This window comes from Sphingopyxis sp. (assembly GCF_035565275.1).
Lineage (GTDB): Bacteria > Pseudomonadota > Alphaproteobacteria > Sphingomonadales > Sphingomonadaceae > Sphingopyxis.
Genome location: NZ_DATMST010000153.1, coordinates 1 through 22,757 on the forward strand (window position 1 = coordinate 1; position 22,757 = coordinate 22,757).

The 22,757-nt window shown below is 65.0% G+C and carries 19 protein-coding genes and 1 tRNA gene; 14 read left to right on the forward strand and 6 right to left on the reverse strand.

Annotated elements, in window-relative coordinates; genetic code table 11:
* Positions 1 to 76: 76 nt before the first annotated feature.
* From VN047_RS10545 to VN047_RS10565, 5 genes are all read left to right on the forward strand, one after another.
* The gene (locus VN047_RS10545) at positions 77 to 367 is read left to right on the forward strand and encodes an RNA-binding S4 domain-containing protein (protein WP_325542436.1); all 291 of its coding nucleotides are present in this window, start codon (positions 77 to 79) and stop codon (positions 365 to 367) included.
* A 173-nt stretch (positions 368 to 540) separates the two neighbouring features.
* The gene (gene fdxA / locus VN047_RS10550) at positions 541 to 879 is read left to right on the forward strand and encodes a ferredoxin FdxA (RefSeq protein ID WP_058537747.1); all 339 of its coding nucleotides are present in this window, start codon (positions 541 to 543) and stop codon (positions 877 to 879) included.
* A 152-nt stretch (positions 880 to 1,031) separates the two neighbouring features.
* Complete coding sequence (clpP, locus tag VN047_RS10555; protein WP_062185127.1) at positions 1,032 to 1,682, forward strand: ATP-dependent Clp endopeptidase proteolytic subunit ClpP; 651 nt, start codon at positions 1,032 to 1,034, stop codon at positions 1,680 to 1,682.
* 261 nt (positions 1,683 to 1,943) lie between these two features.
* Entirely contained in the window at positions 1,944 to 3,215 is a 1,272-nt protein-coding gene (clpX, locus tag VN047_RS10560) for an ATP-dependent Clp protease ATP-binding subunit ClpX (protein ID WP_325542440.1), read from the forward strand.
* 274 nt (positions 3,216 to 3,489) lie between these two features.
* The gene (locus tag VN047_RS10565; RefSeq protein ID WP_325542442.1) at positions 3,490 to 7,005 is read left to right on the forward strand and encodes a TonB-dependent receptor; all 3,516 of its coding nucleotides are present in this window, start codon (positions 3,490 to 3,492) and stop codon (positions 7,003 to 7,005) included.
* A gap of 231 nt (positions 7,006 to 7,236) precedes the next feature.
* Here VN047_RS10565 and VN047_RS10570 read toward each other — a convergent pair whose 3' ends face one another.
* Positions 7,237 to 7,440: a hypothetical protein gene (locus VN047_RS10570; RefSeq protein ID WP_325542444.1), complete on the reverse strand. Its 204-nt coding sequence runs from the start codon at positions 7,438 to 7,440 to the stop codon at positions 7,237 to 7,239.
* A gap of 229 nt (positions 7,441 to 7,669) precedes the next feature.
* Between VN047_RS10570 and VN047_RS10575 the strand changes: the two genes are divergently transcribed.
* The 5 genes from VN047_RS10575 to VN047_RS10595 are packed head-to-tail and all read left to right on the forward strand — an operon-like array spanning position 7,670 to position 13,573.
* Positions 7,670 to 8,413, forward strand: a complete 744-nt coding sequence (locus tag VN047_RS10575) for an AcvB/VirJ family lysyl-phosphatidylglycerol hydrolase (protein WP_325542446.1) — start codon at positions 7,670 to 7,672, stop codon at positions 8,411 to 8,413.
* Position 8,414: 1 nt separating this feature from the next.
* Positions 8,415 to 8,810, forward strand: coding sequence for a DUF2147 domain-containing protein (locus VN047_RS10580; protein ID WP_325542448.1), 396 nt, complete (start codon positions 8,415 to 8,417; stop codon positions 8,808 to 8,810).
* Positions 8,807 to 11,479, forward strand: coding sequence for a bifunctional lysylphosphatidylglycerol flippase/synthetase MprF (gene mprF, locus VN047_RS10585; RefSeq protein WP_325542450.1), 2,673 nt, complete (start codon positions 8,807 to 8,809; stop codon positions 11,477 to 11,479). Before VN047_RS10580 ends, mprF begins: the two co-directional genes overlap by 4 nt.
* A 16-nt stretch (positions 11,480 to 11,495) precedes the next feature.
* A complete protein-coding gene (locus VN047_RS10590; protein ID WP_325542452.1) occupies positions 11,496 to 12,182 on the forward strand; it encodes a response regulator transcription factor in 687 nt (228 codons plus the stop codon).
* Between the two features lie 5 nt (positions 12,183 to 12,187).
* Positions 12,188 to 13,573, forward strand: coding sequence for a sensor histidine kinase (locus VN047_RS10595; RefSeq protein WP_325542454.1), 1,386 nt, complete (start codon positions 12,188 to 12,190; stop codon positions 13,571 to 13,573).
* Here the strand turns inward: VN047_RS10595 and VN047_RS10600 are convergent.
* A complete protein-coding gene (locus VN047_RS10600; RefSeq protein ID WP_325542456.1) occupies positions 13,570 to 13,902 on the reverse strand; it encodes a hypothetical protein in 333 nt (110 codons plus the stop codon). The two genes, VN047_RS10595 and VN047_RS10600, sit on opposite strands and share 4 nt — an antisense overlap.
* A gap of 284 nt (positions 13,903 to 14,186) precedes the next feature.
* Between VN047_RS10600 and VN047_RS10605 the strand changes: the two genes are divergently transcribed.
* A tRNA-Thr gene (locus VN047_RS10605) sits at positions 14,187 to 14,260 on the forward strand.
* Positions 14,261 to 14,362: 102 nt separating this feature from the next.
* Here VN047_RS10605 and VN047_RS10610 read toward each other — a convergent pair.
* Complete coding sequence (locus tag VN047_RS10610) at positions 14,363 to 14,530, reverse strand: hypothetical protein (protein ID WP_325542458.1); 168 nt, start codon at positions 14,528 to 14,530, stop codon at positions 14,363 to 14,365.
* Positions 14,531 to 14,831: 301 nt separating this feature from the next.
* Between VN047_RS10610 and VN047_RS10615 the strand changes: the two genes are divergently transcribed.
* The gene (locus VN047_RS10615) at positions 14,832 to 16,142 is read left to right on the forward strand and encodes a diguanylate cyclase (protein ID WP_325542460.1); all 1,311 of its coding nucleotides are present in this window, start codon (positions 14,832 to 14,834) and stop codon (positions 16,140 to 16,142) included.
* A gap of 68 nt (positions 16,143 to 16,210) precedes the next feature.
* Here the strand turns inward: VN047_RS10615 and VN047_RS10620 are convergent, their stop codons facing one another.
* Genes VN047_RS10620 through VN047_RS10630 form a run of 3 tightly spaced genes read right to left on the reverse strand, consistent with a single transcriptional unit; the run spans position 16,211 to position 19,436 of the window.
* A complete protein-coding gene (locus VN047_RS10620) occupies positions 16,211 to 16,681 on the reverse strand; it encodes a class I adenylate-forming enzyme family protein (protein WP_325542462.1) in 471 nt (156 codons plus the stop codon).
* Positions 16,681 to 18,099, reverse strand: a complete 1,419-nt coding sequence (locus VN047_RS10625) for an amidase family protein (RefSeq protein WP_325542464.1) — start codon at positions 18,097 to 18,099, stop codon at positions 16,681 to 16,683. The genes VN047_RS10620 and VN047_RS10625 overlap by 1 nt, the downstream gene beginning before the upstream one ends.
* Complete coding sequence (locus VN047_RS10630) at positions 18,096 to 19,436, reverse strand: MFS transporter (protein ID WP_325542466.1); 1,341 nt, start codon at positions 19,434 to 19,436, stop codon at positions 18,096 to 18,098. The genes VN047_RS10625 and VN047_RS10630 overlap by 4 nt, the downstream gene beginning before the upstream one ends.
* 143 nt (positions 19,437 to 19,579) lie before the next feature.
* Here VN047_RS10630 and VN047_RS10635 point away from each other — a divergent pair, with 143 nt between their 5' ends.
* Both VN047_RS10635 and VN047_RS10640 read left to right on the forward strand, forming a co-directional pair.
* On the forward strand, positions 19,580 to 20,452 hold the full coding sequence (locus VN047_RS10635) for an alpha/beta hydrolase (RefSeq protein WP_325542468.1): 873 nt from the start codon (positions 19,580 to 19,582) through the stop codon (positions 20,450 to 20,452).
* Positions 20,453 to 20,486: 34 nt separating this feature from the next.
* The gene (locus VN047_RS10640; RefSeq protein ID WP_325542470.1) at positions 20,487 to 22,715 is read left to right on the forward strand and encodes a TonB-dependent receptor; all 2,229 of its coding nucleotides are present in this window, start codon (positions 20,487 to 20,489) and stop codon (positions 22,713 to 22,715) included.
* Positions 22,716 to 22,757: the final 42 nt, after the last annotated feature.

Below are 22,757 nucleotides of genomic sequence, written 5' to 3' on the forward strand. Positions count from 1 at the left end.
CCGAACGGCGCGGGCCGTCACCGAACAGTCCCTTCGCGGGCCTCGCGGCCCTGCTTGCGGACGCGCGCAAAGATTGATGACGAGTCCGGGCGCCGCGGGGAGCATCCGGCTCGACAAGCTGCTCTGGTACCTGCGCTTCGCACGCTCGCGCAGCATCGCGCAGGCGATGGTCACCGCGGGGCATATCCGGCTCGACGGGCGGCGGATGACGCGGGCATCGGCCGCGGTCCACGCGGGCGCCACGCTGGTACTGCCCGTCGGCGAGCGGATCGAGGTGATCCGCCTTCTCTCGCTCCCGGCGCGGCGCGGCCCGGCGCCGGAAGCGCAGGCCTGTTACGTCCGGCTCGATCCCGCCGGCACGAGCTGAGCTATCGGGGGGAACAGGAAAGCTGTCCCCCGCAGACGCACCGATTTGCCTATCGAATGAGAGTGATTCGCAACTGTCGCTTTGCGTTGACGCACCGCGCCCGCGCGGCATAGAGGCGGGTCCATGTTCTGTCCGGACGGCAAGGGTGCCGCCGACAAAGGGAGCCGTTACCCATGACCTACGTCGTCACCGATGCCTGCGTCCGGTGCAAATATATGGACTGTGTCGAGGTGTGCCCCGTCGACTGCTTCTACGAGGGCGAGAATATGCTCGTCATCAATCCGAACGAATGCATCGACTGCGGCGTTTGCGAACCCGAGTGCCCCGCCGAGGCGATCCTGCCCGACACCGAGAGCGGTCTCGAGAAATGGCTTGAAGTGAATTCGAAGTTCAGCGCCGAATGGCCGAACATCACGGTCAAGAAGGACAGCCCCGCCGACGCCGATGAATTCAAGGGCGTCGAGAACAAGTTCGAGACGCTTTTCTCGCCCGAACCCGGCGAGGGCGACTGAAGCGACATCAGACAATCCAGTCGGGGCGGGACTTTCCCGCCCCTTCTTTTTGCCCCCTTGAAAGAGCTCCGCTTGGCGACGATGTAGGACGCTGGAGGGGCCAGCCCGCCGGTTCTCGGCGCGGCATCCTGGAAACGAAGGACGAATATTCGATGATTGATCCGCTAGCCGCTCTGGTTCCCGTTGTCGTCGAGCAGACGAGCCGCGGCGAACGCAGCTTCGACATTTTCTCAAGGCTTTTGCGCGAACGGATCGTCTTCGTCACCGGCGAGGTCGAGGACAATATGGCATCGCTGATCGTCGCCCAGCTGCTGTTCCTCGAATCGGAAAATCCGAAAAAGGACATCTATATGTACATCAACTCGCCGGGCGGCGTCGTCACGGCGGGCATGGCGATCCATGACACGATGCAGTACATCCGGCCGCGCGTCGGCACGGTATGCATCGGCCAGGCGGCGTCGATGGGCAGCTTCCTTCTGGCCGCGGGCGAACCCGGCATGCGCGTCGCGCTGACCAATGCCCGCGTCATGGTCCACCAGCCGTCGGGCGGCGCGCGCGGCATGGCCTCGGACATCGAGATCCAGGCCAAGGAAATCCTGCGCATCCGCAAGCGGATGAACGACCTCTATGTAAAATATACCGGCAAGTCGCTGAAAGAGATCGAAAAGGCGATGGACCGCGACACCTTCCTCGAGGCCGACGAAGCGAAGGAGTTCGGCCTGGTCGACCATGTGTACGACCGCCGCCCGGGCCTGCCCGGCGACGACGCGGCGAAGGACGTCAGCGAAGGTCCCACGCCCTGATTCGGCAGTGTTACGCTGCCGGCTCGCTCCCCCTTCCCGCCTCTCGCAGAATGCCTGTCGGGAGACCGGGAGAGGGAGAGCGGGCCGGCACCGCCTGCACCGACGCAAGGCTCCGCTAACCGCGTTTCTTGACGCTAGCCTGACGCTTTGGTGCCATGCGGACATTGAACCCATGTCACCCAATTGCCATATTGTAATTGGGTGGCCGGGGACTAGGATAAAGGCGGCAGGGCCCCTTTCGGGCTCGCCATAGGAAGTTTTATGACGAAATTGAGTGGCTCGGACAGCAAGAGCACCCTTTACTGCTCCTTCTGCGGCAAGTCGCAGCATGAAGTCCGCAAGCTGATTGCCGGGCCGACCGTGTTCATCTGCGACGAATGCGTCGAGCTGTGCAACGACATCATCCGCGAAGAGATCAAGGGCGGGATCGCCGCGCGCAAGGACGGCGCGGTGCCGACGCCGCTCGAAATCTGCCAGCACCTCGACAATTATGTCATCGGCCAGAACACCGCCAAGCGCGTGCTGTCGGTCGCGGTGCACAACCACTACAAGCGCCTCGCCAACTCGGGTCGCGGCGACGACGTCGAACTGGCGAAGTCGAACATCCTGCTCGTCGGTCCGACCGGCAGCGGCAAGACCCTGCTCGCACAGACGCTCGCACGCTTCCTCGACGTGCCCTTCACCATGGCCGATGCGACCACGCTGACCGAGGCGGGTTATGTCGGCGAGGATGTCGAGAACATCATCCTGAAGCTGCTGCAGGCCAGCGACTATAATGTCGAAAAGGCGCAGCGCGGCATCGTCTATATCGATGAAATCGACAAGATCAGCCGCAAGGCCGAAAATCCGTCGATCACGCGCGACGTGTCGGGCGAAGGCGTGCAGCAGGCGCTGCTCAAGCTGATGGAAGGCACGACCGCGAGCGTTCCGCCGCAGGGCGGCCGCAAGCATCCGCAGCAGGAATTCCTGCAAGTCGACACGACGAACATCCTGTTCATCGCGGGCGGCGCGTTCAGCGGGCTCGAAAAGATCATCGGCGACCGCCTGCAGGGCAAGTCGATCGGTTTCGGCGCGCATGTCGCCGGCCCCGACGAGCGGCGCTCGGGTGAAGTGCTCAAGCAGATCGAACCCGAGGATCTGCTGAAGTTCGGCCTGATCCCCGAATTCGTCGGCCGCCTGCCCGTTATCGCGACGCTCGAGGACCTCGACGTCGATGCGCTGGTCAAGATTTTGGGCGAGCCCAAGAATGCGCTGGTCAAGCAGTACAAGAAGCTGTTCGACCTCGAGGAGGTCGCGCTGACCTTCACCGACGACGCGCTGGTCGCGGTCGCCAAGAAGGCGATCGAACGCAAGACCGGGGCGCGCGGGCTGCGCTCGATCGTCGAGGCCATCCTGCTCGACACGATGTTCGACCTGCCCGACCTGACCGACGTCGTCGAAATCGTCGTCGACAAGGATGTCGTCGAAGGCCGCAAGGATCCCGTGCGTGTCTATGCCGACAAGGCGAAGGAAGCGGCGGGCGACGCTGCCTGAGTCGCAAAGGGGGCGCCCTTGGGGGCGCCCTTTTTTTATGTTGCATTGCAGCAACAGTTTCCGGAAAAAACACATCCGCGCCTGTGGATAAAATCGGGCGCCTTACGCAAATTCGCGCTTTTTCCATCTTCCCGCACACCGCTCGCCGCTCGCGGCTTGCACTGTCACATTTGCTGTCACAATCGTGCCATATGCGGGCTTCAGGGGCGCTCGCAGGTCAAGCGCGCCCCATATTGCGCGCCTGCCGCATACTGCAATTAGGGGACATCCTGACATGAAACTTCGTTATTCGATCGCGGCTAGCCTGATGGCGATCAGCGTCGCCACCGTCGTCGCCGCGCCGGCCCAGGCACAGCAGATCACGACGGGCATCCAGGGCCAGGTCAACGACGAAAACGGCGCCGCGGTCGGCGGCGCGACCGTCGTCGTCACCGACACCCGCACCGGCGCCGCGCGCACGCTGACGACCGGCGCCGATGGCCGTTTCAACACCTCCGGCCTGACGACGGGCGGTCCCTACACGGTTTCGGTCGCAGCCGACACCTTCGAGGGCCAGACGCTCCAGAACATCTACACGACGCTGCAGGGCAGCACCGACCTTGCCTTCTCGCTCACCTCGGGCGGCGGCGAAATCGTCGTGACCGGCTCGCGCGTCCGCGTGACGCAGCTCGAAGTCGGCCCCGGCACCAGCTTCTCGACCGAAGTGCTCGCCAGCGCGCCCTCGTTCAATCGCGACGTCCGCGACATCATCCGCCTCGACCCGCGCGTCAGCCTCGACCGCGATGACGGCGGTTCAGGCCAGGACCGCATCTCGTGCCTTGGCGGCAACGACCGCGGCAACGCCTTCACCGTCGACGGCATCAGCCAGGGCGACATCTACGGCCTCAACGACACGGGCTTCTCTTCGCGCAGTTCGACCCCGATCCCCTATGACGCGGTTCGCGAAACGCAGGTCCAGTTCGCGCCGTTCGACGTCGATTATGGCTCGTTCACGGGCTGCGCGATCAACGTCGTCACCAAGTCGGGCACCAACGACTATCATTTCGGCGGTTTCTTCGAATATGGCGACAACGGCATGCGCGGCAACAAGGTCAAGGGCCTGCCGGTCGCGCCAGTCGAGGCCGAAAAGCGCTGGGGGGCGTGGCTGAGCGGGCCGATTATCAAAGATCGCCTGTTCTTCTTCGGCGCCTATGAGCATCAGGAAGCCGGCCAGTCGCAGGACGACGGCCCGGCAGGCGCAAACTATGCCAACGAACTCGCCGGCGTTCCCGTCGAGGCATTCAACGAAGTGTCCGACATTCTGAGCAGCGTCTATGGCATCGAGACCGGCCCGCTGGTCCGCAGCCGCCCGTTCGAAAACGACCGCTATTTCGGTCGTCTCGACTGGCAGGTCAACGACGATCACCGCCTCGAGCTGACCTATCAGCGCCTTGAGGAAGCGACGACCCGTCCGGACGACTTCAGCACCACGGCGAGCAACCCGCGCATCACCGGTCTCAACACCTTCTATCTGAGCGGCACCAAGTCGGACTATTATTCGGGCCGCCTCTATTCGCAGTGGACCGACAATTTCTCGACCGAACTGCGCTATTCGCGTTCGAAGGTCACCGACCGGCAGGATCCGATCGGCGGCGGCGAAGCGCAGTCGGACAATCCGATTCCGCGCATCATCGTTGGCGTCGACGACGGCGACGGCAACCTCGGCCAGATTCTGGCCGGGCCCGGCTTCTCGCGCGCCGCGAACGATCTGCAGACCACGGTCGACGCCTATCGCGCGGTTGCCAAGCTCGACATGGGCGCACATCAGTTGAAGGTCGGGTTCGAAATGAACCGCGCCGATCTCTTCAACCTGTTCGTCCAGAACGCCACCGGTACGCTCTATTTCGAGAACATCGACGATCTGCGCGCCGGCCTGCTGGCGCGCGGTTCGACGACCAATCCCACCGCAGCGCAGCTCAACTCGGGTGCGGCGGTCGGTGCCGAAGGCAACTTCTCGGCGACCGGCGACGTCCGCGACGCGGCGGCAGCGTTCAAGCGGTCGACCTACTCGATCTTCGCGCAGGACGACTGGGAAGTTACCGATCGCCTGAAGGCCGTCGTCGGCGTGCGTGCCGATTGGTATTCGGGCGGCCAGCCCAAGTATAATGCGGTGTTCCAGCAGCGTTACGGCTTCCCGAACACGACCGGTTTCAGCAACCTCGATCCGATCGTCATGCCGCGACTCGCGCTGACCTATGACATGGACGATTTCGCCGTGTTCGGCCGGCCCAAGCTGACCGCCGGCGTCGGCATCTTCTCCGGCGGCGACCCGCTCGTATGGTTCGGGAACGCGTTCCAGAACGACGGCCGCGGCTTTGCCACCGGCACGACCTCGGACGCCCAGTGCGCCCCGATCAAGGACGCGAACGGCCAGATCAGCGTCGTCACCAACGGCCAGTTCACCGGCGTTCCGGGCTGCTTCCAGCAATCGGCGTCGGACAGCGCTGCTCGCGGTCTGGGTGACACCCAGTCGATCAGCCCGAATATCAAGATGCCGTCGGTGCTGCGCGCCAACATCGGCTTCAATTCCGAACTGAACTTCGCCCCGTCGGGCTTCTTCAGCGGCTGGAACGTCAACCTCGACTATATCTACAGCAAGTATCGCAACCCGTTCACGCTCGTCGACCTGTCGCAGACCCCGAACATCACCAAGGGGTTGAACGGCTTCACGGTCGACGGACGACCGATCTATGCCTCGATCGACCCGAATGCCGCGAACTGCAACGCCGAACTGGTCGGCCTGAACCCCGGCCCGGTCTACACCGGCGTGACTGCGGCCTGCTTCAGCACCAGCCGCGATGACGAGCTGCAGCTTACCAACAGCGCCGGCTATCGCAGCCACAACGCGTCGTTCATCCTGTCGAAGACCTTCGACGGCGGGCTGTTCACCGAGAACGGCAGTGTCGATTTCAACCTCGGCTATGCCTATACCGATTCGCAGGATCGCCGGAGCATGTACAACTCGACGGCGGGTTCGAACTACGACCTCGTCGCCGCGTTCGATCGCCAGAACCCGGCGGCGGCGCGCGGTTTCTATGAAAGCCGGCACAACATCTCGACCTACCTCGCCTTCCGCGAGGAATTCTTCGAGGATCTGTCGACGCGCATCGGCATCAGCTTCATCGCGCGGTCGGGACGTCCGTACAGCCTGACCTTCACCGGTGGTGGCGAGTTCAACGACAGTGCGTCGGGCTTTGAAAACGCGCTCGCCTATATCCCCACCGGTCCGAACGATCCGAACGTCGTCTTCATCGACACGCTCAATTCGGCGGGCGCGGTGGTCCGTACCGCAGCGCAGAATGCGTCCGATCTCGACAGCTATATTTCGGGGCTGAAGTGCGCAAACAAGGCGCGCGGCCGGACGATTTCGCGTAACACCTGCACGAACGACTGGTATTTCGACGTCGACCTCAGCTTCTCGCAGGAACTGCCGGGGCCGGGCCGCCTGTTCGGTCGCAACGACAAGATCAAGCTCTATGCGATGATGGACAACTTCCTGAACTTCCTCGACAGCGACTGGAACGCGCAGAAGCGCCGCAACTTCGCGGGTCTTCAGGACATTGCCACCGCAGGTCGTGCGCAGGTGCGCGATGGCAATACCACGATCGCACCGGCCGTGGGGGCGGTCGACAACCAGGGCCGCTACGTGATCTCGGGCTTCAACGGGCTCGACAACATCGCGAGCGACAACCAGATCAACATCAGCTCGTCGGTGTGGCGTCTGAAGATCGGCGTATCGTACGAATTCTGATCAAAGACAGATCAGGACAGGATCGGGGCGCGGGAGGAAACTCCCGCGCCCTTTTCCTTGGCGACTGGCGGGCGTTGACTGTCAGGCCGATCACAAGCGCATTGCAGACACGGCGAACCGGCCAGCTCCCGCGAGAATGGGAACTGGCCGGACGGCCGGCGGGTCAGGGCTGGGCGGGTGCCGGGGTCTGCCCTTCCGCGCCTGCTTGTTCGTCTTGCCGTAACGGCAGGGTCAGTAAGCGCTCTTCTTTGCGCTGCCATGCGCTGCCTTGGCGGGATGGGTGCCGACGGCGCGCTTCGACGGTGTGGCGGTCGCCGTCTTGGTAGCGACGGCCGGCTTGGCGGGCTTGGCAGCAGTGGTCGAGGCAAAGACCGGTGCGGTAATCATCATCGTCGATGCGAGGCCGAGACCGACCAGGGTACGAAAGTTTGCCATATTCTTCACTCCATAGGTCCGCGTGAAAGCGGATGCGGTGAACCGGAATGTCCAGACGGGAACCGGCGAGAGGTTTCAGGGGGATGGTCCCCGTCTTGGACGCCCCCTTCTAACCCCCGCGATCCATCCGGGGCATGGCCGCGACATGACAATATCGTAATCCATGGGCCAGCTTCCCGATGCAGGCACAGGCGTATCGTCGCTCCCTGAAACATAGGAACCGCCCGCCATGACGACCGACCGCGCGACACATCACCCGGGGAAATGGCTTCTCGCCCTGATGCTCGCGTCTTTCATTGCCGCGTCGGCGACCTATCTGCACGCCGGCTATTATAACGGGCCGCTGTTCCGCGACATCCCGGCCGCGAACGCCGGTGCCGCAAGGCCCGCGATCGTCATGCTGTCAGGCGACATGGGCAACCGCACCGGGATGACCCCGAAGATCGCGGCGCGGCTACACGCGCGCGGCTATGCGATCGTCACGGTCAATTCGCTGACCTATTTCTCTCCGCGGCGGACGGCGCAGGACGCCGCGCAGTTGATCCGGACCGCGATGGCGCGGGCGATGAAGCTGGGGAAAACCGGTCGTGTCGTGCTGATCGGCCAGTCCTTCGGCGCCGACATGCTGCACGCCGGCCTTGCACAATTATCCGCCGATGCCCGGCGCCCGATCAAAGCGGTCGTACTGGTCGTACCCGGCGAGGATATCATCTTCCACGCTTCGCCGATCGAACTCGCGGGTCTCGAAATCCCCGACCAGCGCGCCTGGCCGACCGCGTCGCGGCTGAACTGGATACCCGTGACCTGCATCCACGGCGCCGACGAAGCAGACAGTCTGTGCCCCGAACTGCGGATGCCGAACGTTCGCCGCATCACCCTGCCCGGGGGGCACAGGCTGAAATCCGACGACCGCGCGCTCGAAGCCGCAATCCTGCCCGCAATTGGCGGCGGGCAAACCGCAAGGAGCGAATGAGATGAGGGCTTTGGCCATGGCATTGCTGTTGCTGCCGGGCAGCGGCGCCGATGCCGCAACGCCGGCGACCCCGATAGGACTGTGGCAAAATCCGAAGGGGACCATCATTGTGCAAACGCGCCCTTGCGGCCAGCTTTTGTGCGGCAACATCGTCTGGGCGGGTCCGGGGGCGGTCGCCGACGCGCGCGAGGCCGGCGTGAACAGGCTGGTCGGTACCGAACTGCTCAGCGACTACCGCGCGAGCGGCGCGGGTCGCTGGACCGGCCGCGTCTATGTTCCCGATCAGGGGCGTCGCTATTATTCGACGATCGAACTCCGCACGCCGAACAGCCTGCGCATATCGGGCTGCATCCTCGGCGGGCTGATCTGCAAGCGCCAGGACTGGATCCGGAAATGACCCGGCCCGGAAACGCCGTCGAATGGATCCGGCGCAACAGGCGGCCCGTGTCGATCGGCACGGCGCTGATGGTCGCGGCGCTCGGCCTCGCCGCGCTGTTCCGGCTGCTGCACTCGGTTCGCCCGCATGAAATCCGCCACGCCTTCGATGCGCTGTCGGCGGGCCAGATCGGCGCGGCGCTGCTGCTGACCGCTGCGAGCTATGCGATGCTGACGCTGTACGACCGCTTTGCACTCCGGACCATCGACCGGCCCCTGCCGTGGCGAACCTGGGCGCTCGCCGCTTTCACCAGCTATACGCTCAGCCACAATCTGGGGCTCGCGTTGCTCACCGGCGGATCGGCGCGCTACCGCATCTATCGCGCGGCGGGCCTCAGCGGCGGCGAAATCGGCAGCGTGATCGCGCTGGCCAGCCTGAGCTTCTGGAACGGCGTCCTCCTTCTCGCGGGCCTTGCGGCCGCGACGAGCAGGCAGATTCTGCCCTTCTTCGACCGGGGGCTCTCGCTTCACTGGCTGCATCTTGCCGGGCTGGCGGTCCTGACATTGTGCCTCATTCCGTTGCTGCTGCGGCATTTCGGGGTGAAAGCGATCGAAATCGGCGGTTGGCGAACGCCGCTGCCGAACGCGACGCGCAGCGCGGCGATGACCGCCGTCGCCGCGTTCGACCTCGCCGCCGCCAGCGCGGCGCTGTTCGTCCTGCTGCCCGCCCCTGACGCCGCCGCCTATCCGGTGTTCTTCCTCGGCTATGCCCTCGCCATCATCGCGGCGCTGATCAGCCATGTACCCGGCGGGCTCGGCGTATTCGAGGCCGTCGTGATCGCGGCCGTCCCCGGCGACAAGGCACAGCTTCTGGCCGCCCTGCTCGCCTACCGCGTCATCTATTATCTGCTGCCGCTGCTGTTCGCCGCGCTGCTCCTCGTCTGGCACGAGGGCAAGGCCTGGCGGCAACCCGCACGACAGGCGACGCAAGCCGGACAGTCGCTGCTTCGCGAACTCGCGCCGCCGCTTCTCGCAGCGCTTGTGTTCGCGGGCGGGCTGATCCTGCTGCTGTCGGGCGCGACCCCGGCCGAAGCTGCCCGCATGCACGAACTCAGACATTTCCTGCCGCTACCCTTCGTCGAGGCGTCGCATATCGCCGCCAGCCTGTCGGGAACGCTGCTGCTGTTCCTGGCGCCCGGATTGCTGCGCCGCCTCGACGGCGCCTTCGTCGCGACGCGCGCCCTGCTTGTCGCCGCGATCATCTTTTCGCTCGCCAAGGGCGGCGATTATGAGGAGGCGCTGGTCCTGTCAGCAATAGGCGCCGCGCTCCAGTGGAGCCGCCCCGCCTTCTATCGCACGACCTCGCTGCTCGATGCGCCGCTGTCGACCGGATGGATCGCCGCCGCGCTGACCGCGGTCATGGCGTCGGCCTTCGCGGGTTTTTTCGCATACAAACATGTCGCCTATACCAGCAGCCTGTGGTGGCAGTTCACCCTCAATGGCGATGCGCCGCGCTTCCTGCGCGCGCTGTTCGGCATCGCGGTGCTGGTCGCCGGCCTCGCCCTCTGGCAACTGTTCGCCCCGTCGCCGCGCGCCGCACGCGACAGGGACATTGCGTTCGACCAGCTCGGCCCCGCGCTGGCGGTGACCGATCATAGCGACGCCTTCCTCGCCTGGACCGGTGACAAGCAGTTCCTTCTCGCGAACGAAGGCGACGCCTTTCTGATGTACCGCGTGCAGGGCGCGAACTGGATCGTGATGGGCAACCCGGTCGGGCGCGAGGAACGCTGGCCCGACCTGCTGTGGCGATTGCGCGAACGCGCCGATGCGGCGCAGGGCCGGGTCCTGCTCTACCAGATCAGCGCCGCGTGCCTTCCGCCGGCGATCGACCTTGGCCTGTCGATCGTCAAATATGGCGAAGAGGCCCGCGTCGATCTCGCCACCTTTTCGCTCGCCGGTCCGCACGCCAAGTCGCTGCGCCATGCCGAACGCCGCGCCATCGAGGCGGGCGCGACCTTCGATATCATCGCCGCGGCCGACGTGCCGCATCATCTCACCGAGCTTGAAGCGGTATCGAACGATTGGCTCGACGCGAAAAAACAGCGTGAAAAGGCGTTCAGCCTCGGCAGCTTCGGCGCCGGCTACATGCAGAACTTCCCCTGTGCGGTCGTACGCGTCGACGGCCGCATCATCGCCTTTGCCAACATCCTTGCGACACCGAACCGCGAAGAGATATCGGTCGATCTGATGCGCCACAGGCGCGACATCCCCTATGGCGTGATGGATTTCCTCTTCGTTCGCCTGATCCGGCATGCGCAGGCCGAAGCCTATCGATGGTTCACCCTCGGTGTCGCGCCATTGGCCGGGATCGACGGGCGCAAGCTGGCGCCGGCATGGGCGCGCGGCGCTGCCTTCCTGTTTCGCCACGGCGAGAGTTTTTACGGGTTCGAAGGGCTACGAAACTACAAGGCCAAATTCGCGACGCACTGGGAACCGCGCTATATTGCGGGGCCGCGCGGCATGGCCTTTGCCTTCGGCATTGCGGCGGTCCATAATATCGTCTCGCGTCCCGTCGCGAAAAGGCGTCCGGTCTCCGCAGCCATGCCGCACGACGAAGCCGAAGGTGTGAGCCTTCACCTTCGCCAAGCCGGCGAGAGGCGGTATAAGGCCGCACCGGCGATGCGCCGCTAGCGTGGGAATCGCCGCAATGTCGCGAAAGATACTGGTGATCGAGGACGACCGCACGACGGCGGACTTCATCTGCAAGAGCCTGACCGGCGAAGGCTTTGTCGTCGATCATGCCGCCGACGGGCGCGACGGGCTTTTTCATGCGACCGGCGGCGGCTATGACGCAATCGTTCTCGACCGCATGCTGCCCGGGATCGACGGCATGGCCGTACTCGCCGCGATGCGCGCGGCGCAGATCACGACCCCGGTGATCATCCTCTCGTCGCTGGGCGCCGTCGACGCGCGGGTCGAGGGGCTGACGTCGGGCGCGAATGATTATCTCACCAAACCCTTCGCCTTTTCCGAACTGCTGGCGCGGCTGCAGCTGCTGATGGCGCGGCCGTCGGGCGGCGCGGCGGTCGAAACATTGCTCGCGTGCGAGGATCTCGAGATGAACCTCCTGAGCCGTCGCGTGACCCGCGCCGGAAAGCGCGTCGACCTGCAGCCGCGCGAGTTCCGGCTGCTCGAATATCTGCTCCGCCACAAGGATCAGGTCGTGACCCGCACGATGATGCTGGAAGGGGTATGGGAATATCATTTCGATCCCGGCACCAATGTCGTCGACGTCCATGTGAGCCGCCTCCGCCGCAAGGTCGACGACGGCTTCGACAAGCCGCTCGTCCACACCATTCGCGGCGCGGGCTACATGCTCGGCAACCCGGACTAGCGCGCATGGGGCGGGGAAAGTTCAACAGCACGATCGTCCGCCTGACCTTCATGCTCGTGCTGGCGCAGGTCGCGGCGCTCGCGCTCGGCCTGACCGTCATTCACCGCTTCACCGCCGCGACGATCCTCGCCGACGCGCGCACCGCGGCCGAAGTCGCGCGCGACGACCTGGTCGGTGAATATCGGCAGCAAGGGTTGCAAGGGCTTGTCGAGGCGATCGAATACCGCCTGAAAGTCCGCGACGACCGCAATTTCATTGTGCTGCTGAAGGGCCCCGACGGACGGCGGATCGCGGGCAATATACGTGGATGGCCCCCCTCGATCGCCGATACCACGCCCTGGCGGCAGATACGGCTTTACAGCGAAGGCACAGCCGCTGCGAAACCGATGGGCGTGGTGACGACAAGGCTTCCGGGCGGCGCGGCGCTGCTGACCGGCGAGACACTCGAAGCTGAGCGCCAGCTTGCCGACGCCAGCGAGGCGGCGTTTCTCTATGCGCTGGCCGTCGGTGTCGTGATCGCGGGGTTGATGGCGGCTTTCGTCGCGTGGATATTGGCACGCCGTATCGACGTCTTTTCCGACGCCGCGACCGAATTTGTCGGCGGCCGGCTCGACACGCGCGTGAGGCACGACGAGACCGGCGATGCCTTTGACCGGCTGGCGGTTTCGATCAATGCCATGTTCGGCCGTATCGCCGGCCTTGTGCGCGAATTGCGCATGGTCACCGATTCAATGGCACACGACCTGCGCTCGCCCGTGTCGCGCATGAAGGCGCGGCTCGAACAGGGGCTGGGACGCACCCACGATGCCGAGGCACGGCTGGCGATCGGCGCGGCGATAGAGGAAGCCGACGCGCTGCACCGCCTGCTCGACACCGCGCTTGAGATCAGCCGCGCCGAGGCCGGTATCGGCCGCGACCAGTTTACCGATTTTCTCCTGTCCCCGCTCCTCGACGACATGGCAGAGGTCTACGGACCGCTTGCCGAGGACGGCGGGTTCGCGATCGTCGTCGACGCCCCGGTGGACCTGCGCGTTCGCGCGCACCGCGACTTGCTCGTGCGGGCGCTCTCGAACCTCGTCGACAATGCGCTGAAATATGCCGCCGGGGGATCGGTAATCCGGATCGAGGCGCGCGACGCCGGAAACGGTACCATAAGCCTCGCGGTAGCCGACGACGGCCCCGGCCTTACCGAAAGCCAGGTCGCCGAAGCGGTACAGCGCTTCGTTCGCCTCGACCCGGCGCGCGGCGGGACTGGCGCCGGACTGGGCCTGTCGCTCGTCGAAACGATCGCGCACCTGCATGGCGGTACGATGCGGCTCGAAGCCAATCACCCGAGCGGCCTCCTCGTCCGCCTGACGCTGCCGGTCGCCGCGAGCCATCGCAGCTCCTAGATATGGACGGCATAGGTGATGACGAAACAGGCGACCGTCATCAACAGCATGCCGGCGATGAAGCTGGCGTCCGCGAGTTGTTCGAGCCGGTGCAACCGCCGCGATGAATTCAGGCGCAAGGCGAAATAGGACGACAGCATCGCGGTCAGGAAAAGCAGCGCGTCGATCGACAGCAGGTCGTCGGCAAGCGTGGTGCGGCGCGCGACGCTGATCGTTACCTGCAATATGCCGATCCCGGTCAGGCAGACGCCGACCATCGCTGCCGCGATCGGGCAGATCAGCCGGCACGTACGCTCATCGAGTTCGGATCGGGAGACCGGCAGCGGCACATCTTTTTCCCATCGCGCGACAGGCAGGGGTAGCGGCGGCCGGATTGCCGAAGGATGGGCGGCAAGTTACGCCTGCGTAATCTTGCCGCCAGAACCTCGCGGGATGGCCCAGGTTGCCCGATGGCAGCCTGGCCTTCCGAAGGGACGAATCCCGGAAAAGGAAACCGTCTTGCAGCCCCGCCTGCAATCCCCTGCGAGACGAGCAAAACCGCCCGATGCAGTCCCAGATTCTGCCTGACGATGCCTGCCTTCGTCCCGACACGCTGATAGAGGCGCCCATCGTTGCCGCTCTAGCTCAGTTGGCAGAGCACATCATTCGTAATGATGGGGTCACAGGTTCGAGTCCTGAGCGGCACCACACTCCTTTGGCATCAACGACTTAGTCCGGATCGCCTTGTTCGGGCGGCTTGCCAATGCAGACTCCGCCGATCGAGGTTAACTGCATCATAAGTTTTCGGTGTCAGGGTTCGCTCATGTCCTGGGTCGTCGCGAAAAGGGTGGTTGCTATAGCCATCTTGATAATTCTGCTGGCCCCTTTCTCTCCCGCGGCGGCGAATACGCCGACATCCAGAACAGACAGCACCTGCTGGGCATCGGGGTCGTTGTCCGAAAGCCCGGCGGCCGCCATCGGGTCTTCCCGGCGATGGCATTGCGGCGACCGCGGATATTCGATCGAAGCCGAACGGGTCCTGCTCCGATTCGAAATTGATCCGAACGACGCGCCTCCCCATTACCTGTTATCCCGCCGCGCGGCGCTGGAAACGGTCCATATCCTGTCGATCGAAGCCGACGGTGCGATACGCCGGACGAGTGTTCCCGCAAGCGCGCTCCTCAATTCGCGCTACGGCGGATATTTCAAACTCCGCTTGCCGAACATGTCGCCCCAAACGCGACAAGTCATCGTGGCATTCGATCGGCCGAGCCATCGCATGACGCTCGAGCGGGCCTATCTCGCCTCGACGGATCCTTCCGACGGCCCGGCTCACACGCGCTTCCTGATCCTGCTGGCCGGCCTGGGCGGGATGTTGCTGATGCCGCTCGTGTTCAACGCGGCCTTTTACCGCATATTGCGCGAGCCGTTCGTCGTCTGGCATTCGGCGCTCGCCGTCTCGCTGATGCTCACCATCCTGATATCGTCAGGCTTGTCCGCCATTCTCCTCGACTTCCCGGTCATGACGCTCAGCTGGATGGCCACCATGATGTTCGGCCTGTCCGTCGCGTCGGGCGCCATGTTCACTTACAGCTTCGTCGAGCCGGGGCGCCTTCATCCAAAGCTTCGGGGCGCCTTGCCCTATTGCGCCTGCGCGGCCATATTCCTGAGCTCGTTTCACGCCGCTTTCCCGTTTGTCGCGCGCCCGATCCAGTCGACCATATATACTGCGGGCTTCGCGCCCATTCTCGCGATTTTCATCTGGTCGATGATCGACGCCCTCCGGCGCGGCAGCCGGGCGGCGAAATTCCAGATGGTCGGCTGGGCACCGATGGTCGTGGTCGGGCTGACCCGGCTCGTGACGGGCCTTTTTCCCTCGCTGAACAGCGAGGACGCCATGCTGCTGTTCTATTTTGGCTGCGTATTCGAGGTCATGTCGACAGCGATGGGCGTTGCGGATCGATTCATGACGCTCAAGAAGCAACGCGATCGCGCGCGCACCGAGGCCGAGTTGCTCGAACGCCTGTCCGAATGCGATCCCCTGACCGGCTTGTTGAATCGCCGGGCTCTGGAGGAGCATTATACCGGGCATCGCGCCGACGGTTTCGATACGCTCGCTGTGATCGATCTCGATCACTTCAAGGCGGTCAACGACATGCATGGCCATGCCGTCGGGGATGCGGTTCTCAAAGCCGCCGCCAAGGCACTCCAGCCCAACGCAAATGTGCTTGCCTACCGTCTCGGCGGCGAGGAATTCATACTCCTGCTGCGCGGCGACGAAGCATTCGACCTGGCGGAGCGCCGGAGGCAGGCGATTCCCGCTATGGTGGCCCTGACAGTCCCCGGCCTTTCAAGGCCGGTCACGGCGAGTATGGGCGTGAGCCTGTCTAGCGACGCGGCTTCGGACGAAGATGAACTCCGGTCGCTTTTCGAGCGCGCGGACAAGCTGCTGTACCAAGCCAAGATAGCAGGCCGCAATCGCGTCCTGTTCGAAGGCGCCGGAACGCAGAAGCCCTCGCCGCCGACGCAGAAAATCGCTCCGGCCGCCTTGCCGGGCGAAAGAGCGGCATCTCGCGCCTCCCGACATTGAACTTGGGCTATCGTCCGTCTCCGGTGGCCCGTTTCGGGTGAGATCCGGTGAAACGCCCTCGTTGCCGGTTATGCCAGCCGCTCTTTCCGTAAAGCGGAGCGCCTGACCTTGCCGGCTTCATCGCGTAGAGCGGCGGCGAGGTCGCCGGGCAGATCAACCGGGGCGTTCCCGGCATCAGCACCAATCCGGATCATCCCCTCCGGTGCTTCGTCGCCGCGCCCGATCAGGACGCGCGGCCCGGCGAGCTCGATCAATTGCGTGAACTCGCGCTCCGGCAGCTTTGCGGGGAGGATGCAGGGCGTTGCCCCCGCCCGCCAGATGGCAAAACTGGCGATGTGATGGTCTATCCCGTTGGGGAGCGTCAGTGCGACAAGGTCGTCGACTTTCACCCCCAGATCGACCAACGCCTGTGCGAGGGCGGCCGTTCGAGCCTCGAACTCGCGCCAGCTGGCAGCGCCGTCGTGGTAACGGATCGCTTCTTCGATTCCCGCATCGCTCGCGGCTCTTGTTCCAAGGACGGCCCCGAACGTCTGCGCCATCACCGGTCTCCGACCCATATCGGCGGGATATGTCGCTGCCATTCGACCGCGGCTTCCAACTGATAGGCGAGCGCCAGCAACAAGGCTTCGCCGCCAAGGCGGGTCGCGAACTGAATCCCCACCGGTAGCCCGTTGTCGCTGAAACCGATCGGCAGGCTGATCGCGGGGGTGCCGGCGAAATTGTCGATCCAGCAATAGCCCGCATAATCGATCAGCGGGTCCTTCTGATCGTCCCATGAAACATCGGGGCCGAACACGCCGATTCGCGGGATTTCCGTGCCGAGCGTCGGCGTCATCCAGATGTCGACCTGCTCCAGCCGGTCGAGATAGGCCGCAACGACGCCCTCCATCGCTGTCCAGGCCGCGGCGAATTGCTCGTCACCGACCACCTCGCCCGCCGCGATCAGCGTCGCCGAGCGGTGTTCGAGATCTGCGGCTTTGACCTCGATCCCGATCGCCTGCGACAGCATGCCGAGGCGGCGGCTGAACATGCCTTCGGTAATCGTGCCGAGCAGTTCGGTGGCCGCCGGTCCGTCAAAGGGAAGGGCGGCGTCCGAGACTTGGTGCCCGAGCCGGTCGAGCAAGACGATCGCCTCCCCGAAAACCCGCCGGACGCTGGCGTCGGGCAGCGCGCCGGTACGCATCACCTTGCTGTAGGCATGGATGCGCAGACGATAATCGACCGGCGCGGTCACCAGCGGAACCGGCGGCAGGCAGCTCGGGTCACGCGTCTGCGTCGCCTCAAGCCAAGCGGCGGTGTCGCGCACGCTGCGGCTGACGCAGCCGTTCACTGTGAGGTCGGCGATCGACCGGAACGCCTCTTCGCCAGCGTTGCGGCCGCGCGACGGCTTCAGGCCGACGAGCCCGCAGGGCGCGGCGCCGTGGCGGATCGATCCGAGCCCGTCGCTCGCGTGGGCGACGGGGACCACTCCCGCGGCCACCGCCGCCGCGCCGCCGCCTGACGAGCCACCCGGCGTATGGTCGCGGTTCCACGGATTTCGCGTCGGACCCAGCAAGGGCGATTCGGTGACGGCGTTCAGCCCCAGCTCGGGCATCGCCGAGCGCGCAATCGAGATCAGCCCCGCGCTCGTTATCGCTCGCGCATAGGGGGCGTCGTCGGGCGGGATGAAATCGCGCAACGCGGCCGAGCCGAAACTCGCGGGGATGCCCTTTTCGGGAAGCATGTCCTTGATCAGCGTCGGAACGCTGGCGAGCGAACCCGATCGCGGCTCCGCCGCCTGGTCGCGCGCGCGCTCGAAGGTCGGCCAGGCGATGAAGTTGAGCTGCGGATTGACCGCTTCGGCGCGTTCGATCGCCCGATCGATCAGCGCGGAGGCGGTGACGCGCCCGGACGCCATCGCCTCGCGCATGTCGGTCATGTCCTGAGGGGCGGGACCGGTCGATCGCGTCGTCGTCATGCTGGATCCTTTGAAAGCGCGGGCCGGATCGCCCGGAGAGTCGAGGCATAAGGGCCGGGTGCGAAGGTTATCAGGACCGCAGAGGCGATCAGCGCCGGCAGGCTGACGATCGTAATGGCGTAGAGCATACCGCGCGACCCCGCGATCAGCCCGGAAATCCAGCCGATCGCCAAGGGTGATACGGCGAGCGCCAGCGCGTTTACGATGCCGAGCAGCGCCAGCACGCGCGAACGGAGGTGCGGCGGCGCCAGATTTTGCAGCACGCCCGGCATCAGCGACGAGGCCGCGATGCCGAGCGCGCCCTGCACCGCCGCGATGGCATAGGCCTGAAAGGCCGATGTCGTGAAAGGCAGCAAGGCAGCGGGAAGCGGGGTCAGTGCGACGAAGATCGCGGCGACCTTGACGGGGTCGAGGTCGGCATCGCCCCGGCGCAACCTGAGCGCCAGCGGTGCAAGCAACACGCCGGCAAGCGTCGCGATCGTGATCGCGGTACCGAGTCCGACGCCCACCGTCGCCGGGTCGATCCCGAACGCGCGCGGCAGCGCCAGCGGAAACCACATCAACCCCGAGGTCATCGCGACCGCCATCGCGAAAATCGAGCCGAAGATGCAGGCCAGCGTGCGCCAATGCACGGTCGCATAGGGGATGAAGTCGCGGGGACCCGTTTCGCCGGCAGCGGTCGGCGATCCCGCCCCGCCACTGTGATGGCCGAGCGGCATCGTCAGGACGAGCAGGAAGAAGATCGGCCCCGGAAGCGCGATCAGCATCATCGCGAGACGCCAGCTGTCGATATCGGCGAGCCAGCCGGGCAACATGTGCGCTCCCGCCAGCCATTGCAACATCGCGCCGCCGAGCGCCATGCCAAGCCCGGCGCCGAGCAGCGAACCGCCGTAGAAGATGAAATTCGCGGTGTTGCGCTGCCGTTCGGGAAACAGATCGGGAATCAGGGCAAAGACGATCGGCGCGAGCCCCGCCTCGCCGATCGCGATTCCGATCGTCGCGGCGAACAGGCCCCCGAAGCTGTCCTGAAAAGCGAAGAGCGCGGTCGCCAGTGACCAGCAGGCGACCCCGAGCGCGAGCAGAAGCCGGCGCCCGAACCGGTCGGCGAGCCAGCCCATCGGATAGCTCGCGACGCTGGCGAAGACCGCCATGCCAAGCCCCTGCAACATGCCGAGTTGCAAGTCGGTAAAGCCGAGCGACGTCTGGAGCGACGGCGCTACCAGGCTGAGCATCTGGCGGACGACGAAGGCGAAGAGCGTCGTCATAAGCAGCACGGCGAGCCCGTACCAGGCCCATTTGGTCGCCCCGCGCGCTTCGCCTTGGGCCGCCCTTGGCATTTGGATATCCATATCGCTCTCCCCGAGCCTGTTTCGCGATCCATAATAAACAAGTTGACTTTATTGTAAATGGCGTTGATGAGTCGCATCGATGAAAGGGGCTGGCGGCGTCAAGCGGCAGGCCACCCGCCGGGAGAAGATCGATGTCCTTTTCGGTACGCGCCGCGCTCGAGCAATTCGCCCTCCCCCATCCGTCGGGCCGGGGCGGGCTGACGATCAGCGTCGCACCGCCAGCGGGACCGATACCCGATAGCGGCGTTCCAATCCTCTATGTCGTCGATGGCGACCTGCTGTTCGGAATGGCCGCCGAAATCGCGCGGGCGGTGTCGAGCGTCGCGGCCTTTCCCGCCCATTATGTCGTCGGCATCGGCTATGACGCCGATTATGCCGATTTCCTGAAGCTCCGCACCGCCGACCTCACCCCGCCGATCGGGGCTGAAGCGCTGGAGAAGCTGGGCGGACTCGCCGCGGCAATCGGTGGCGCGGAGAGCGGGGGCGCGGACGCGTTCCTTGCCTTCCTGACGGACAGACTGCGGCCGGAAATCGCGGCACGCTATCCCAAGGCGGCCGATGGCCCGCAAATATTGTTCGGCCATTCGCTTGGCGGGCTGTTCGCCTCGCACGCGCTGCTGACGCGGCCCGACAGTTTTGGTGCCTTCATCGTGAGCAGCCCGTCGCTCTGGTGGAACGGCTTCGCGATCCTGAGCGAACTGCCGGCGTTCAAGGAGCGGCTTGCCGCCCTGCCCGATCAGCCGCGTGTCTTCATCGACGTCGGCGCCAGGGAGCAGGAGTTGCCGACGAGCGTGCCCGACGGGATCGCGGTAACGCTGGAGGAAGCGCAGGCGCAAATCCGCGCGGCGCGGATGGTCGACGCCGCAAAGGAATTTGCCGACGCCATCCGCGACGCAGGCCTGACCGAGCTCCGCCATATCGCCTTCGCCGGGGATGATCATGTCTCGGCGGCGCCCGCCGCCATGCTGCACGGCATGCGCTTCGCGCTCGGCCGCGACCGCTGAAACGAACAACGAAAATCCGATAAGGGGACTGACAATGCGACTTCCGACCAAGGCCCTGAGCGGCACCGCCGTTGCTCTCGCGCTCGCCTCGCCCGCCATCGTACGGGCGCAGGACGGCGAAACCGGTTTCGGCGAGGAGATTGTCGTGACCGCCCAGAAACGATCGCAGTCGCTGATCGATGTGCCGCAGTCGGTGTCCGTCGTATCGGGCGCGACGCTCGAACAGCAGGGCGCGACCAATTTCGCCGACTACCTCAAGAACGTCCCGAGCCTGCAACTGGTGCAGGGCACGCCCGGCCAAGGGCGGCTCGTGCTGCGCGGGATCAATACCGGCGGCGTCGCCTCGACCGTCGCGGTCTATATCGACGAGACGCCTTTCGGATCGAGCACCGGCCTGGCGAACGGGTCCGAGCTTGCGGGCGATTTCGACAGCTTCGACATCGCACGGATCGAGGTGCTGCGCGGCCCGCAGGGGACACTCTATGGCGCAAGCTCGCTCGGTGGTCTCCTCAAGTTCGTGACCAATGAGCCCTCGACATCGAGCTTCGAGGCCAAGGCGCTCGGCGGGGTAGAATTCACCGACGGCGGCGACGCCTCCTTTCGCGGCGCGGCGATGGTCAACATCCCGCTCGGCGACACCCTCGCCTTCCGCGCCTCGGGCTCGTACCGCAAGCAGGGCGGCTATATCGACTCGGTCGGCACCGCCGGATCGAACGTCCGCAGCAACATCAATGATTTCGAAAATTACGGCGGCCGCGCGTCGCTGCTGTGGAAGCCCGACGCCGATCTCAGCATCCGGCTGAGCGCGCTGATCCAGAATCTTTATGTCGATGCCCCCGGCATCGTCGAGGCCGATCCCGCGACGCTGGAACCGCTCTATGGCGGCCTGACCCAGTCCGAATATCTGCCGACCTTCAGCGATGTGAAATACCGGCTCTACAACGGCACGATCGACTATGATTTCGGCGGCGTGACGCTGACGTCGGCGACGAGCTATGGCGAGCAGCTCCAGTCGTTCCGCGCCGATTATACCGCCAATCTGTCGGCGGCGCTCGGCGGCGCCTACGTCTATTTTGACCAGCAGACCGAAAACCGCAAATGGACGCAGGAACTCCGCCTCGCGTCCAACGGCGGCGATTTTCTCGAATGGATGATCGGCGGATATTATACGCACGAGAAGGCGCGGATCTTCCAGAATCTGAAAACTGCCGTGCCCGGCACCCCGGGTGTGCTGACCCCGATCGACCTGCCTTTCGACTATGCGGTGTTTCATCTCGACTCGCGTTATGAAGAGATCGCGGGCTTCGCCAATGCGACACTGCACCTGTCGCCCTGGTTCGACGTCGATTTCGGCGGCCGGTACAGCCACAACAGCCAGCGCGCCGAACAGGTGACCGATGGCGTGCTGCTCGGCGCCGCGGAGATAGACGGCCTGCGCTCGTCGGATAATGTCTTCACCTGGTCGGTGGCGCCGAAGGTCAAATTCGGCGATCAGGCATCGCTCTATGCCCGCGTCGCCAAGGGTTACCGTCCCGGCGGACCGAACGTCATTCCGATCGGTTCGCCACCGGGAACGCCGACGACGTTCGAGCCCGACACCGTCACCAGCTATGAAATCGGCTTCAAGGGCGACACCGCCGACCGCAGCGCCTCGATCGAGGTCTCACTCTATCATATCGACTGGCAGGACATTCAGCTCGCCGCGGTGGTCAATGGCTTCGGCGTCAATGTGAACGGGACGAGCGCCAAGGTCGACGGCGCCGAAATCGTCGCGACACTACGTCCGACGCGGGGTTTCACGACGTCGGCCGGCTTCACCTTCACCGATGCCAGACTCAGCGGCGATACCGATCCGCTGGCGGTGGGTGCGGTCAAGGGCGACCGCCTGCCCTTCACCCCCAAATATGCCGTCAGCCTCAACGCCGATTATCAATGGGACTTGGGATCGGACGTCACCGCGTCGATCGGCGGCTCGATCCGTTCGCTGTCGCGACAGAGCGGCAGTTTCGATCCCGCCTACCTCGCCGTCCATGGGCGTTTCGCGCGCGTCGATGCCTATGAGGTCGTCGACCTGCGCGCCGGGCTCGATTTCGGCCGCTATGCGATCAGCGCCTATGCCAGTAATCTGACGAATAGCGGAGGGATTACCTCGACGCAGGCGCTGCTCGGCGTCGCGGGACTGCCGCGAAACGTCAACGGCGCGCTCGGGACCGGCGTCATCCGCCCGCGCACGATCGGCGTCAATGCGACCGTGGCTTTTTGAGGCGGCTCGCTTATCACCCGCGCACAAGCTATCGCAGATGAT

Excerpts from the sequence above, each read along its gene's own strand:
- VN047_RS10545 (WP_325542436.1), top strand. The coding sequence starts at position 77 with ATGACGAGTCCGGGCGCCGCGGGGAGCATCCGGCTCGACAAGCTGCTC.
- fdxA (WP_058537747.1), top strand. The coding sequence starts at position 541 with ATGACCTACGTCGTCACCGATGCCTGCGTCCGGTGCAAATATATGGAC.
- clpP (WP_062185127.1), top strand. The coding sequence starts at position 1,032 with ATGATTGATCCGCTAGCCGCTCTGGTTCCCGTTGTCGTCGAGCAGACG.
- clpX (WP_325542440.1), top strand. The coding sequence starts at position 1,944 with ATGACGAAATTGAGTGGCTCGGACAGCAAGAGCACCCTTTACTGCTCC.
- VN047_RS10565 (WP_325542442.1), top strand. The coding sequence starts at position 3,490 with ATGAAACTTCGTTATTCGATCGCGGCTAGCCTGATGGCGATCAGCGTC.
- VN047_RS10570 (WP_325542444.1), bottom strand. The coding sequence starts at position 7,440 with ATGGCAAACTTTCGTACCCTGGTCGGTCTCGGCCTCGCATCGACGATG.
- VN047_RS10575 (WP_325542446.1), top strand. The coding sequence starts at position 7,670 with ATGACGACCGACCGCGCGACACATCACCCGGGGAAATGGCTTCTCGCC.
- VN047_RS10580 (WP_325542448.1), top strand. The coding sequence starts at position 8,415 with ATGAGGGCTTTGGCCATGGCATTGCTGTTGCTGCCGGGCAGCGGCGCC.
- mprF (WP_325542450.1), top strand. The coding sequence starts at position 8,807 with ATGACCCGGCCCGGAAACGCCGTCGAATGGATCCGGCGCAACAGGCGG.
- VN047_RS10590 (WP_325542452.1), top strand. The coding sequence starts at position 11,496 with ATGTCGCGAAAGATACTGGTGATCGAGGACGACCGCACGACGGCGGAC.
- VN047_RS10595 (WP_325542454.1), top strand. The coding sequence starts at position 12,188 with ATGGGGCGGGGAAAGTTCAACAGCACGATCGTCCGCCTGACCTTCATG.
- VN047_RS10610 (WP_325542458.1), bottom strand. The coding sequence starts at position 14,530 with ATGGCGGCCGCCGGGCTTTCGGACAACGACCCCGATGCCCAGCAGGTG.
- VN047_RS10615 (WP_325542460.1), top strand. The coding sequence starts at position 14,832 with ATGACGCTCGAGCGGGCCTATCTCGCCTCGACGGATCCTTCCGACGGC.
- VN047_RS10620 (WP_325542462.1), bottom strand. The coding sequence starts at position 16,681 with ATGGCGCAGACGTTCGGGGCCGTCCTTGGAACAAGAGCCGCGAGCGAT.
- VN047_RS10625 (WP_325542464.1), bottom strand. The coding sequence starts at position 18,099 with ATGACGACGACGCGATCGACCGGTCCCGCCCCTCAGGACATGACCGAC.
- VN047_RS10630 (WP_325542466.1), bottom strand. The coding sequence starts at position 19,436 with ATGCCAAGGGCGGCCCAAGGCGAAGCGCGCGGGGCGACCAAATGGGCC.
- VN047_RS10635 (WP_325542468.1), top strand. The coding sequence starts at position 19,580 with ATGTCCTTTTCGGTACGCGCCGCGCTCGAGCAATTCGCCCTCCCCCAT.
- VN047_RS10640 (WP_325542470.1), top strand. The coding sequence starts at position 20,487 with ATGCGACTTCCGACCAAGGCCCTGAGCGGCACCGCCGTTGCTCTCGCG.